Source organism: Kitasatospora sp. NPDC096147 (assembly GCF_044763225.1).
GTDB lineage: Bacteria > Actinomycetota > Actinomycetes > Streptomycetales > Streptomycetaceae > Kitasatospora.
Genome location: NZ_JBIWFX010000016.1, coordinates 99,229 through 111,506, shown reverse-complemented (window position 1 = coordinate 111,506; position 12,278 = coordinate 99,229). Strand labels below are relative to the sequence as shown.

The window sequence follows — 12,278 nt, the reverse complement described above, 5'->3', positions numbered from 1 at the left end:
CAATGCAACAGATCACCTGCGTGTCCGTCAAGCAGCGGCCGTTGTGCGCCGGTTCGCGCCGCGACGGCTCCGGCCCTCCAGCCACTTGGCGAGCGCGGTCAGCAGCAGGCAGCAGCCGATGTAGATCGCGCCGATCACGATGGTGACCGGGATGTAGGGGTAGCCGTCCGGAGTGGCCCAGCTGGCGGCGATCTGCTTGCCGACGTGGAGCAGCTCCGGGTAGGTGATCACGTAGCCGAGCGAGGTGTCCTTGAGGGTGACCACCAGCTGGCCGATGATCGCGGGCAGCATGGCCCGGACCGCCTGCGGGGTGAGGATCAGCGTCATCACCTGGGTCTTGCGCAGGCCGATCGCGTAGCCCGCCTCGCTCTGGCCGCGCGGCACCGCGTTGATGCCGGAGCGGATGATCTCGGCCTGGACGGCGCCGTTGTACAGCGTCAGGCCGATCACCAGGGCCCAGAACGGGGCGGAGGTGAGGACCGCCACGTACAGGCCGAAGATCATGACCAGCAGCGGCATGGCCCGGAAGAACTGGACCACGGCGGTGCAGACGGCGCGCACCGGCCTGTGGTCGGAGAGTCGGCCGATCGCCAGCAGGGCGCCGAGCACCAGCGAGAGCACCGCGGCCGTGCCGAAGGCCAGCAGGGTGTCCAGCAGCGCGGTGAGGATGGTCTCCTGGGTGTTCTTGTACGCGAACACGTCCCACATCGCGGCCGAGAACTGCCCGGCGTCGTTCAGCTTGGTGAACGCGTACCAGAGGCCGGCCAGCAGGGCGAGGCCGGAGACCACCCCGAGGACGTTGTTGCGCAGCCGGGCCCGGGGCCCGGGGACGTCGTAGAGGACGCTGCTGTTGCCGCTCAACGGGCCACCGCCAGACGGGTTTCCAGGAACTTGAAGAACAGGGCGACGCAGGCGCTGATCAGCAGGTAGGCGAGCGCGACCCAGAAGAAGATGGCCAGGATCGAGTAGCCCTTGTCGGTCAGCGTGGCCTGGAAGTTGAAGAGCTCCGGGACGCTGAACGCACCGGCCACCGCCGAGTTGCGGGGGAGTGCGATGAAGACGCTGCTGAGCGGGGCCAGCACGGTGCGGCCGGCCTGCGGCAGCACGATCTGGGTCAGGGTCTGACCGAAGGTCATGCCCAGGCTGCGGGCCGCCTCGGCCTGGCCGACCGGCACGGTGTTGATGCCGGACCGGATCACCTCGCAGACGAACGACGCGGTGTAGGCGGAGAGCGCGATCACCGCGAAGGTGAAGTGCTCGAAGTGCACGTCCAGCCGCGGGAGTCCGAAGACCACCGCGAAGAACAGCACGGTCAGCGGGGTGTTCCGGAAGGTGTTCACCCAGACGGTGCCGAAGACTCGCAGCACCGGGACGGGGGAGACCCGGAAGGCCGCCAGCAGGACACCCAGCAGCAGGGCGAACAGCGCGCTCAGCGCGCTCAGTTCGACCGTGTGCAGGAACCCGTTACGGAACAGCTCGAAGTTGCCGTCCTCGAAGAGCATGCCCATGCCGGCGACCCTCCTTTCGTTGCTGGACGGGTCAGTTGGTGAGCGCCGGGATCTCCGGGGCCGGGGAGCCCGAGAGGCCGAGGGTGGCGTCGTACGCCTTCTTCCAGTCGCCGTTGTCCTCGTGCGCCTTCAGCGCGGCGATGACGGCCTGCTGGAACGCCGGGTCCTCCTTCTGGACGCCGATGCCGTACGGCTCCTTGGTGAACGGCTTGCCGACCACCCGGAGCTTGCCGGCGTTCTTGGCGCCGAAGCCCTTGAGGATCGCGTCGTCGGTGGTGACCGCGTCGACCTCGTCGGTGAGGAGCTTGTCCACGCACTGGGCGTAGGTCTCGTACTCGACGACGGTGCCGGGGTTGTAGGTCTTGATCTGCTTCACCGAGGTGGAGCCGGTGACCGAGCAGACCTTCTTGCCCGCGACGCTCTCCGGGCCGGTGATCTCCTTGTTGGTGGCCTTCACCAGCAGGTCCTGGCCGGCCACGTAGTACGGACCGGCGAACGACACGCTCTGCTTGCGGGTGTCGTTGATGGTGTAGGTGCCGACGTAGAGGTCGATCTGCGCGTTCTTGAGGGCGGTCTCGCGGTTGGCCGAGACGATGGTCTTCCACTCGATCTTGTCCGGGCCGAAGCCCAGGTCGGCGGCGATCATCTTGGCGATCTCGATGTCGAAGCCGTCACGGGTCTTGGTGGTGACGTTCTCGAAGCCGAGGAAGGGCTGGTCGGACTTGGCGCCGATGACCAGCTTGCCGCGCTTCTTGGCCTCCTCGAAGACCTTCGAGCCCGAGACGGCGGCGTCGGTCTTCACCGTGTAGGTGGGCAGCTTGGCGCTGGAGTCGTCCGACTTGGGGGCTTCCTTGCCGCAGGCGGCGACGGCGGTCAGCGCGAGCACGGACAGGGCGGCGGCGATGGTGCGACGGTTGCGCATGAAGGAGCTGTCTCCTCGATCGTGGGCACGGTGGAGCCGGGCCGGGGGAGTTCTGGGCATGACAGGGACTGACGCTAGGTCAGTCGGGGCGTCAGTGGTGCAGGATCTTCGAAAGGAAGTCCTTGGCCCGGTCGCTGCGCGGCGCGGTGAAGAACGCCTCGGGGGTGTTCTCCTCGACGAGACGGCCGTCGGCCATGAACAGCACGCGGTTGGCGGCGGAGCGGGCGAAGCCCATCTCGTGGGTGACCACGACCATGGTCATGCCCTCGGCCGCGAGGTCGCGCATGACCTCCAGCACCTCGTTGACCATCTCCGGGTCGAGCGCCGAGGTGGGCTCGTCGAAGAGCATCACCTTGGGCTTCATGGCCAGCGCGCGGGCGATCGCCACACGCTGCTGCTGGCCGCCGGAGAGCTGCGCGGGGAACTTGTCCGCGTGCGCGGCCAGGCCGACCCGGTCCAGCAGTTCGCGGGCGGTCCGCTCGGCGTCCGGGCGGGCGACCTTGCGCACCTTCACCTGGCCGAGCACCACGTTCTCCAGCACGGTCTTGTGCGCGAAGAGGTTGAAGGACTGGAACACCATGCCCACCTCGGCGCGGAGCCTCGCCAGCTCGCGGCCCTCGGCCGGCAGCGGCCGGCCGTCGATGGTGATGGTGCCGGCGTCGATGGTCTCCAGCCGGTTGATGGTCCGGCAGAGCGTGGACTTGCCGGAGCCGGACGGGCCGATCAGCACGACCACCTCGCCCTGCTTGATCTCCAGGTCGATGTCCTGGAGCACGTGCAGGGCGCCGAAGTGCTTGTTCACACCGCTCAGCACCACCAGGGGAGCGGGCGCGGTGTCACTCACGGCGTTCTCGGTCATCGAGCCTGGCTCCCTCGTGGACAGTCCCACCGGAAGGCTCCCCGGGGGTCGTGCGTCGGTGCTTCGGTGCGTTGCGCTGGTGCCGGGGGCTGATCGCCGGCGGAGCTCTCAGCCCCCGGTCCGGCTGACCCTAGGGCGGCTGACATTGTCACGTCAGCGGATCTGAGCGGAACTTGAGCATCACGATCCGGCCACGCCCGGTCACCCGCCGCAGTGGCGGACGGCCGCGCGCCGGGCGGGCCGTGACAGAACGGGCGGTCTGGACGATACTCCGCAGGTACCGCACGCAGAAGAGGCGTGACCCCCGCGAGACCCGGACCGGAAGGAGGACCCACGGTGCGACTCCTGCTCGTCGAGGACGACGACCGGGTGGCCGCGGCCCTGGTCGCGGTGCTCGGCCGACACGGCTTCCAGGTCCGGCACGCCCGCAGCGGCCACGAGGCACTGGACGCCCTGGTGCCGGACGGCAACGACCCCTACCGGGTGGTCCTGCTCGACCTCGGCCTGCCCGACCGGGACGGCTTCGAGGTGTGCAGCCGGATCCGCGCGCACAGCTCGGTCCCGGTGATCATGGTGACCGCGCGGGCCGACATCCGGTCCCGCATCCACGGCCTCAACCTCGGCGCCGACGACTACGTCACCAAGCCCTACGACATGGGCGAACTGCTGGCCCGGATCCACGCGGTGGCCCGTCGCGGCCAGGCCGCCGAACCCACCGAACCGGTCGCCCAGGGCGGCCCGTTGGAGGCCCGCGGCGTGCTGATCGACCGCGAGCGCCGCCGGGTCAGCGTGCACGGCCGCGACGTGCCGCTCACCCGCAAGGAGTTCGACCTGCTGGCGCTGCTCGCCCAGAGCCCCGGCGTGGTCTACCGGCGGGAGCAGATCTTCAGTGAGGTCTGGCGCTCCGGCTGGGAGGGCAACGGGCGCACGCTGGAGGTGCACATCGGCTCGCTGCGCACCAAGTTGGCGCTGCCCGGCCTGGTCGAGGCGGTGCGCGGGGTCGGCTACCGGCTGATGCCGGAGCAGCCCGCGGCCGACGGTCCGTCAACTCCCGTGGCTCCGGCCGAAGCCGACCCGTCCGCCACCGATCCCGCTGCGACCGACCCCTCCCGGGAGAGCTGAACTCCCGTGCGCACCCGCCTGCTCGGCATCCTGCTCGCCCTGATGGTCGCCGTCCTGGCCGCCCTCGGGCTGCCGCTGGCCGCCGCCGAGGCCGCCGCCGAGCAGAGCGCGGTGGTGGTCGACCGGATGGACGACGCGGCCCGCTTCGCCCAGCAGCTCCCCACCCAGGGACTGCCGCCGGCCGGCACCGCCGTCAAGGGCTCGGCCGTCCCGGAGGACGGCGACGGCGGCCGGCTGCGCTCGCTCGCCCTGGAGGTCGAGCGCTACCACCAGCTCTACGGCATCCGGGTCGGCGTCTTCCACCGGGACGGCAGCGCCGTCGCAGTCGCCCCCGAGGGCTGGCAGGTCCCCGAGGAGGGCCCCGGCGCCCGGGCGTTCCAGGACGCGGTGGACGGCCGCCGCAGCAAGAACCCGCCGCAGGTCTGGCCCTGGACCCCGGACCGCACCCTCACGGTGGCCACCCCGGTGGTCCGGGACGGCGACGTGATCGCGCTGGTGATCACCGAGTCGCCGACCGGCGAGCTGCGCTCCCGGGTGCTGGACCGCTGGCTCTGGCTCGGCGCCGGCGAGGCGCTCGCCATGGTCGCCGCCGTCCTGCTCGCCGTCCGGCTCACCGGCTGGGTGCTGCGCCCCGTCCGCACCCTGGACCGGGCCACCCACGACATCGCCACCGGCCGGATGAACGCCCGGGTCGCCCCCAGCTCCGGACCGCCCGAACTCCGGCGCCTGGCACGCTCGTTCAACCACATGGCGGACCACGTGCTGCTCGCCCTGGACCAGCAGCGGGCGTTCGTCGCGGACGCCTCCCACCAGCTGCGCAATCCGCTCGCCGCCCTGCTGCTGCGGGTCGAGCTGCTCGGCATGGAGCTGCCCGAGGGCCACGAGGAGGAGCTCGGCGGGGTCCGCGAGGAGGGTGCCCGGCTGGCCCGGGTGCTCGACGACCTGCTCGGCCTCGCCGCCGCCGAGCACGCCCGCCCGGAACCCGAACGGGTCGACCTCACCGCCCTCGCGCTGGCCCGGATCGACGCCTGGCGGCCGGTCGCCGAGCAGCGCGGCATCCGGCTCAGCTGGGAGGGCCCGGCATCGGCGGTCGGCCTGGCCGACCCGATCGGCCTCGGCAGCGCACTCGACGCCGTCCTCGACAACGCGCTCAAGTTCACCCCCGGCGGCGAGACCGTCCGGCTCGGCCTGGAGCAGGAGAAGCGCGAGCTGACCCTCACCGTCTCCGACGCCGGCCCCGGCCTCACCGAGGACGAGCTGGCCCGGATCGGCGACCGCTTCTGGCGCAGCCCCCGCCACCAGAACGTGGACGGTTCCGGCCTCGGCCTCTCGATCGCCCGCACCCTGCTGCTGGCCGGCGGCGGCTCGCTCGGCTTCGCCTCCGTCGAGCCCACCGGCCTGACCGTCCGCCTCACCGTCCAGCGAGCGCGCTGACCGTCCGGCGGGTCGGTACGGCTACGGCTTGACGGAGCGGTAGTAGGCGCTGGCCCCGTCGTGCAGCGGGAGCGGGTCGGTGTAGACGGCCGTGCGGAGGTCCACCACCTGGGCGGCGTGCACCTCGGAGCCGATCCGGTCGCGGCTGTCGATGACGGCCTTGGTCATCCGCTGGACCAGGGAGCGGTCGACGTCGTCCCGGGTGATCAGCAGGTTGGGCACGGCCAGGGTGGCGACGGCGGTGTCCTTGGGGTGGGCCTTGGGGTAGGCGTCCGCCGGGATGGTGGCGGCGCGGTAGGCGTCGGCGCCGCCGCCCTCGACGTGGTGGACGGCCTCGGCCAGGTCGCCGAGCGGGACGATCCGGATCGGGAAGTGCTCGGAGAGGTCGGTGAGCGCGGTGGTCGGCAGCCCGCCGGACCAGAAGAAGGCGTCCAGCTGACCCTTGCTCAACTGGTCGGCGGCGGCGGTGATGCCGAGCATCGAGGCCTGCACGTCGCGCTCCGCGTCCAGGCCGGCCGAGGCCAGCAGACGCCTGGTCACCAGCTGCACGCCGGACCGGGCCTGGCCGATCCCGACCCGCTTGCCCTTGAGGTCGGCGGTCCGCTGCACGGGGGAGTCGGCCGGCACCACCAGCTGGAGGTAGTCGTCGTAGAGCCGGGCTATCGCGCGGATCCGCTCCCTCCCCTCCTTCTGGTAGCTCGCCACCGCGTCGGCGGTGGCGATCGCGAAGGAGTCCCGCCCGTCGGCCACCCGGTCCAGGTTCTCGACCGAGCCCTCGGAGTTGTCGAGCCGCAGCTGCACGCCGGGGAGGGTGTCCTGGAGGTAGGTCTTCAGCAGGATCCCGTACCGGTCGTAGACGCCCTTGGACACCCCGGTGGCGAACCCGGTCTCGCCGCGCGGCAGCTCGTCCCGGCTCCCGCTCGCCGCCCACCAGCCCCCGGCCGCGCCCACGACCAGCAGGAACACGGCGGCCAGCCGGCCGAGCCGGCTGCGGGCCGCCGTGCGCAGTGCGGCGCCGGGTCTCCAGGTCATGGGGTTGGATACTGCCAGGCCGGGCGCCGGATGGGGAGAGGGGCGGGGAGCCCGATCCGCTTCCACGTACCCTAGGTCCGTGGGTACGAGCCAGGATTCCAAGAGCTACAAGGTCGTCACGTACGGCTGCCAGATGAACGTGCACGACTCCGAGCGCCTCTCCGGGCTGCTGGAGGACGCCGGGTACGTGAAGGCCGACCAGGACGGCGACCATCCCGACCTGGTGGTGTTCAACACCTGCGCGGTGCGCGAGAACGCCGACAACAAGCTGTACGGCAACCTCGGCCGGCTCGCCGCCGACAAGCAGCAGCACAAGGCGATGCAGATCGCGGTCGGCGGCTGCCTGGCGCAGAAGGACCGCGACACCATCGTCAAGAAGGCCCCCTGGGTCGACGTGGTGTTCGGCACCCACAACATCGGGCACCTGCCCGCGCTGCTGGAGCGGGCCCGGATCGAGCAGCAGGCCCAGGTGGAGATCCTGGAGTCGCTGGAGACCTTCCCGTCCACCCTGCCGACCCGGCGCGAGTCGGCGTACGCGGCCTGGGTGGCCATCTCGGTCGGCTGCAACAACACCTGCACCTTCTGCATCGTGCCCGCGCTGCGCGGCAAGGAGGAGGACCGCCGCCCCGGCGACGTGCTCTCCGAGATCGAGGCGCTGGTCGGCGAGGGCGTCATCGAGGTCACCCTGCTCGGCCAGAACGTCAACGCCTACGGCTCCGACCTGGGGGACCGCGAGGCGTTCTCCAAGCTGCTCCGGGCGGCCGGTCAGGTCGAGGGCCTGGAGCGGATCCGCTTCACCTCGCCGCACCCGCGCGACTTCACCGACGACGTGATCGCCGCGATGGCCGAGACGCCGAACGTGATGCACCAGCTGCACATGCCGCTGCAGTCCGGTTCGGACACGGTGCTCAAGGCGATGCGCCGCTCGTACCGGCAGGACCGCTTCCTCGGGATCATCCGCAAGGTGCGCGAGGCGATGCCGGACGCGGCGATCTCCACCGACATCATCGTCGGCTTCCCGGGCGAGACCGAGGAGGACTTCGAGCAGACCATGCACGTGGTCCGCGAGGCCCGCTTCACCAACGCCTTCACCTTCCAGTACTCCAAGCGCCCGGGGACCCCGGCCGCCGAGATGGACGGGCAGATCCCCAAGGCCGTGGTGCAGGCGCGCTACGAGCGACTGGTCGCCCTCCAGGAGGAGATCTCCTGGGAGGAGAACAAGAAGCAGGTCGGCCGGGTGCTCGAGATCCTGGTCGCCGAGGGCGAGGGCAAGAAGGACGACCGGACCGACCGGCTCTCCGGCCGCGCCCCCGACAACCGCCTGGTGCACTTCACCCGCCCCGCCGAGCCGGTCCGCCCGGGCGACATGGTGACCGTCGAGATCACCTACGCCGCCCCGCACCACCTGCTCGCCGAGGGCCCGACGCTGGCGGTCCGCCGCACCCGGGCGGGCGACGCCTGGGAGAAGCGCCAGGGCACCCCGCCCGCCAAGCCGGCCGGTGTGCTGCTCGGTCTGCCGAAGATCGGCGCTCCGGCCCCGCTGCCGCTCGCCCCGGTCGGCGGCTGCTGCGACGCCTGATCACTGACGCGCCCTCAGGCCCCGGGAGCCCCGTGCTCCCGGGGCCTTGGCCGTAGAGTGATCGTCATGCTTGTCGCCGCCGCAGTCTGCCCCTGCCCGCCGCTGCTCGTGCCCGAGGTGGCCGCCGGCGCCGCCGCCGAACTCGACGCCCTGCGCGCGGCCTGCCTGGAGGCGGTCCGCGAGCTCGGCGAGGTCGAGCTGGTCGTGGTGGTCGGCGCCGGGCCGGAGGCCGGGGTGTGGACCGAGGGCGGGATCGGCTCGTTCCACCGCTACGGGGTGCCCCGGGTGGTGCGGCTGCCCGGCCCGGTGGCCGAGGGCCCGGAGCTGGCGCCCTCGCTGACCGTCGGGGCCTGGCTGCTGGAGCAGGCCGGGATCACCGTGCCCACCCACGCCTGCGCCGTCCCGGCCGACGCCCCGGTGGAGCGGCTGGCCGGCCTCGGCGAGGGGCTGGCCGAGCTGGCCGACCGGGTCGGGCTGCTGGTGCTCGGCGGCGGCAGCGCCTGCCGCACCGTCAAGGCCCCCGGCTACCTGGACGAGCGGGCCGAGCCCTACGACGCGCACGCCGCCAAGCTGCTGGCCGAGGCCGACACCGAGGCGCTCCGGGCGCTGGACCCGGTGCTCTCGGCTGAGCTCCAGGCGGACGGCCGGGCGCCCTGGCAGGTCCTCGCGGGAGCTGCGCAGGGCGCCGGGCTGAGCGGGCGGCTCCGGTACGACGAGGCCCCCTACGGGGTCGGCTACTTCGTCGCCTCCTGGAGCTGACGGAGCATCAGGGCTGGCCCTGGCCCTCGTCCTTGGGCTTGGTGGCCATCTTGTCGACCGCGTCCTTGGCCTTGCCGGTGCCGGCCTCGATCTTGTCGGTGTACTTGTGCTTGGTGGCCTTGTCGGCCGCCGCCCCGGCCTTCTCCACCACCTGGTCGATCTTGTCGCCGTGCTTGCCCGCGAGCTCGCCGGCCTTCTCCTTGAGCTCCCCGGCCTTGCCCTTGAGGTTGTCCAACAGGCCCATGGTCAGTCGCTCTCCTTCGCCGGCCCCGCCTTCGGCCGGCGGGGCAAATCGGTCATTCCATCCTCATACTTCCCCAGGGTGACAGCCGGGCACACGGCGCCACTCCCGATCTTTGCGAGACTTGGCCCGTGAGCTCCTCCTCCCCCACCTCCCAGCCCCGCGTCGTCTCGGTGGTCGGCGCCACCGCGGCCGGCAAGTCCGACCTGGCCGTGGCGATCGCCCGCACCCTCGGCGGCGAGGTGATCAACACCGACTCGATGCAGCTCTACCGGGGCATGGACATCGGCACCGCCAAGCTCACCGAGCAGGAGCGCGGCGGCGTCCCGCACCACCTGCTGGACGTCTGGGAGGTCACCGAGACCGCCAGCGTGGCCGAGTACCAGCGGCTGGCCCGGGCCGAGATGGACCGGCTGCTGGCCGAGGGCCGCACCCCCGTACTGGTCGGCGGCTCCGGCCTGTACGTCCGGGCGGCCATCGACGAGATGGACTTCCCCGGCACCGACCCGGCCGTCCGGGCCCGGCTGGAGGCCGAGCTGGCCGAGGCCGGGCCGTACGCGCTGCACCAGCGGCTGGCCGCGCTCGACCCGGCCGCCGCCGAGGCCGTGCTGACCAGCAACGGCCGCCGGATCGTCCGGGCACTGGAGGTCATCGAGATCACCGGCCGCCCGTTCACCGCCAGCCTGCCGACCAACACCGCCGTCTACGAGACGGTGCAGATCGGCGTCCAGGTGCCCCGGCCCGAGCTGGACGCGCGGATCGAGCTGCGGGTCGACCGGATGTGGGAGGCCGGGCTGCTGGACGAGGTCCGGGCCCTGGAGGCGCTCGGCCTGCGGGACGGGCTCACCGCCCCCCGGGCGCTGGGCTACCAGCAGGTGCTGTCCTTCTTCTCCGGCGAGTGCACCGAGGCCGAGGCGATGGCCGAGACGGTACGGGCCACCCGCCGTTTCGCCCGCCGTCAAGAGTCCTGGTTCCGCCGGGACGACCGGATCCACTGGCTCTCCCGCCCGGCCGGAGCCGATCCGGTGGAGCTGTTGGAACGCTCGCTCGAACTGATCGGCCGTCAGGTCTGACCAGGCCGGGGCGGTTTCCGGCCATGCTGCCGGTGCAGCTGCGGGTGCACGACGAACTGAGGGTTACGGGCACATCACGTCCTGGCCACGGATCACCCGGGGGCCCGTCGAACCGGCTGTCGGCCGGACCGGGCATGCCATCATCGAGAGCATCCGGAGGCAGGTCGTTCGATCTGGCTCACCAGCGGCGGGCCACGCGCCCGTGTCGGACCGTCAGGGGAGGCCGCGTGTCCACGGGTACCGGCCGGGAGACGGAAGAGCTGCCGAGCAGCGTGAGCGCCGAACTCGCCCTGCCCGAGACGACCTCCTACGCCGTGGCGCTCCCCGTGCTCGCCGACCTGGCCGCGCCCGGTGTGGTGCACGAGCGGGAGATCCGCCCCCGGCGCCGGCTGCGCTGGTGGCAGACCCTGCCGATCGCGGTCGTCGCCACCTTCGGCTCGATGATGTTCGCCTTCCCGCTGGCCTTCGGCTCCGGTGACCGGGGCGCCGCGATGATCGGCATGCTCGGCATGCTGGTGACCGCCGCCTCGGTGGGCTGGGGCGCGATGGCCGCCCGGATGGCCGGGTACAAGTGGCCCGGCGTGCCGCGCCGGGGCAGCGGGGAGCGGGCCGGCCGGCGCGCCATCCTGACCTACACCCTGATCGCGGTGGTCGCGGTCGCCCTCGCCGTCTGGCGGGTGGTACGGCTCGCCGCCTGAGCCGCGCGGGTCAGTACCATCGGCGCTGTGAGCGCTCCTGTTTCCGCGGCATCCGCATCCGCGTCCCAGACCTTCGGCCTGCCCTTCCTCAAGGGGCACGGCACCCAGAACGACTTCGTGATCATCCCGGACGAGGACGGCAAGCTCGACCTCGGCCCGGCCGAGGTCGCCCTGCTCTGCGACCGCCGGGCCGGCGTCGGCGGGGACGGGCTGCTCCGGGTGGTCCGCTCGGCGGCCGATCCGGCGGCGGCGGGGATGGCGGACCGGGCCGAGTGGTTCATGGACTACCGCAACTCCGACGGTTCGATCGCCGAGATGTGCGGCAACGGGGTGCGGGTCTTCGCCCACTACCTGGTGCAGGCCGGGCTGGCTCCGGTCGGCTCCCTCGCGGTGGCCACCCGGGCCGGGGTCCGGGAGGTGGTCGTCGCCGAGAACGGCGAGGTCACCGTCGACATGGGTCACGCGGTCCTGCCCGGCACCGGGCCGGTCACCGTCACGGTCGGGGACCACTCCTGGCCCGCCCTCAACGTCAACATGGGCAACCCGCACGCGGTCGCCTTCGTCGACGACCTCGCCGACGCGGGCACCCTCTTCACCGCCCCCTCGGTCACCGACGGCGTCTACCCCGAGGGCGTCAACGTCGAGTTCGTGGTCGAGCGCGGCCCCCGCCACGTCGCCATGCGGGTCCACGAGCGCGGCTCCGGCGAGACCCGCTCCTGCGGCACCGGCGCCTGCGCCGTCGCCGTGGCCGCCGCCCGCCGCCACCACCTCACCCCCGCCGCCACCGGCGAGCCCGTCACCTACACGGTCGACCTCCCCGGCGGCACCCTCCGCATCACCGAGCACCCCGACACCCGCATCGAGATGACCGGCCCCGCCGCAATCGTCGCCACCGGCACCCTCGCCATCTGACCCCCGGTCACCCGCTGCGCGGTGCTTCGCTGCGCGGGCGTTCCGCTGCGCGGTGCTTCGCTGCGCGGGCGTTCCGCTGCGCGGTGCTTCGCTGCGCGGGCGTTCCGCTGCGCGGTGCTTCGCTGCGCGGGCGTTCCGC

The 12,278-nt window shown here is 72.3% G+C and carries 13 protein-coding genes; 7 read left to right on the top strand and 6 right to left on the bottom strand.

The window, feature by feature from the left end:
- Positions 1–27: 27 nt before the first annotated feature.
- The 4 genes from ACIRBX_RS33265 to ACIRBX_RS33250 form a co-directional block, all read right to left on the bottom strand.
- Entirely contained in the window at positions 28–861 is an 834-nt protein-coding gene (locus ACIRBX_RS33265) for an amino acid ABC transporter permease (RefSeq protein WP_402302964.1), read from the bottom strand.
- Positions 858–1,508: an amino acid ABC transporter permease gene (locus tag ACIRBX_RS33260; RefSeq protein WP_402302962.1), complete on the bottom strand. Its 651-nt coding sequence runs from the start codon at positions 1,506–1,508 to the stop codon at positions 858–860. The genes ACIRBX_RS33265 and ACIRBX_RS33260 overlap by 4 nt, the downstream gene beginning before the upstream one ends.
- 31 nt (positions 1,509–1,539) lie before the next feature.
- Positions 1,540–2,430, bottom strand: a complete 891-nt coding sequence (locus tag ACIRBX_RS33255) for a glutamate ABC transporter substrate-binding protein (protein WP_402302961.1) — start codon at positions 2,428–2,430, stop codon at positions 1,540–1,542.
- A 91-nt stretch (positions 2,431–2,521) separates the two neighbouring features.
- The gene (locus ACIRBX_RS33250) at positions 2,522–3,289 is read right to left on the bottom strand and encodes an amino acid ABC transporter ATP-binding protein (RefSeq protein ID WP_402302959.1); all 768 of its coding nucleotides are present in this window, start codon (positions 3,287–3,289) and stop codon (positions 2,522–2,524) included.
- A 336-nt stretch (positions 3,290–3,625) separates the two neighbouring features.
- Here ACIRBX_RS33250 and ACIRBX_RS33245 point away from each other — a divergent pair, with 336 nt between their 5' ends.
- Positions 3,626–4,411, top strand: a complete 786-nt coding sequence (locus ACIRBX_RS33245) for a response regulator transcription factor (RefSeq protein ID WP_402302958.1) — start codon at positions 3,626–3,628, stop codon at positions 4,409–4,411.
- 6 nt (positions 4,412–4,417) lie between these two features.
- Positions 4,418–5,845, top strand: coding sequence for a sensor histidine kinase (locus ACIRBX_RS33240; RefSeq protein ID WP_402302956.1), 1,428 nt, complete (start codon positions 4,418–4,420; stop codon positions 5,843–5,845).
- A gap of 21 nt (positions 5,846–5,866) precedes the next feature.
- On the opposite strand, the gene ACIRBX_RS33235 is transcribed toward ACIRBX_RS33240, so the two are convergent.
- Complete coding sequence (locus ACIRBX_RS33235) at positions 5,867–6,877, bottom strand: TAXI family TRAP transporter solute-binding subunit (protein ID WP_402302953.1); 1,011 nt, start codon at positions 6,875–6,877, stop codon at positions 5,867–5,869.
- Positions 6,878–6,956: 79 nt separating this feature from the next.
- On the opposite strand from ACIRBX_RS33235, the gene miaB reads away from it, so the two are divergent.
- Both miaB and ACIRBX_RS33225 read left to right on the top strand, forming a co-directional pair.
- Entirely contained in the window at positions 6,957–8,456 is a 1,500-nt protein-coding gene (miaB, locus tag ACIRBX_RS33230) for a tRNA (N6-isopentenyl adenosine(37)-C2)-methylthiotransferase MiaB (protein ID WP_402302947.1), read from the top strand.
- A 66-nt stretch (positions 8,457–8,522) separates the two neighbouring features.
- The gene (locus tag ACIRBX_RS33225) at positions 8,523–9,215 is read left to right on the top strand and encodes a class III extradiol dioxygenase subunit B-like domain-containing protein (protein ID WP_402302944.1); all 693 of its coding nucleotides are present in this window, start codon (positions 8,523–8,525) and stop codon (positions 9,213–9,215) included.
- Between the two features lie 7 nt (positions 9,216–9,222).
- Here the strand turns inward: ACIRBX_RS33225 and ACIRBX_RS33220 are convergent, their stop codons facing one another.
- A complete protein-coding gene (locus tag ACIRBX_RS33220; RefSeq protein ID WP_402302942.1) occupies positions 9,223–9,459 on the bottom strand; it encodes an antitoxin in 237 nt (78 codons plus the stop codon).
- 128 nt (positions 9,460–9,587) lie between these two features.
- Here ACIRBX_RS33220 and miaA point away from each other — a divergent pair, with 128 nt between their 5' ends.
- The 3 genes from miaA to dapF all read left to right on the top strand — a co-directional run bounded on the left by miaA (position 9,588) and on the right by dapF (position 12,139).
- A complete protein-coding gene (miaA, locus tag ACIRBX_RS33215) occupies positions 9,588–10,529 on the top strand; it encodes a tRNA (adenosine(37)-N6)-dimethylallyltransferase MiaA (RefSeq protein WP_402302939.1) in 942 nt (313 codons plus the stop codon).
- Positions 10,530–10,756: 227 nt separating this feature from the next.
- Entirely contained in the window at positions 10,757–11,227 is a 471-nt protein-coding gene (locus tag ACIRBX_RS33210; RefSeq protein ID WP_402302937.1) for a hypothetical protein, read from the top strand.
- 27 nt (positions 11,228–11,254) lie between these two features.
- Positions 11,255–12,139 carry a diaminopimelate epimerase gene (gene dapF / locus ACIRBX_RS33205; protein ID WP_402302934.1) on the top strand — a complete coding sequence of 295 codons (885 nt, stop codon included), beginning with the start codon at positions 11,255–11,257 and terminating at the stop codon, positions 12,137–12,139.
- Positions 12,140–12,278: the final 139 nt, after the last annotated feature.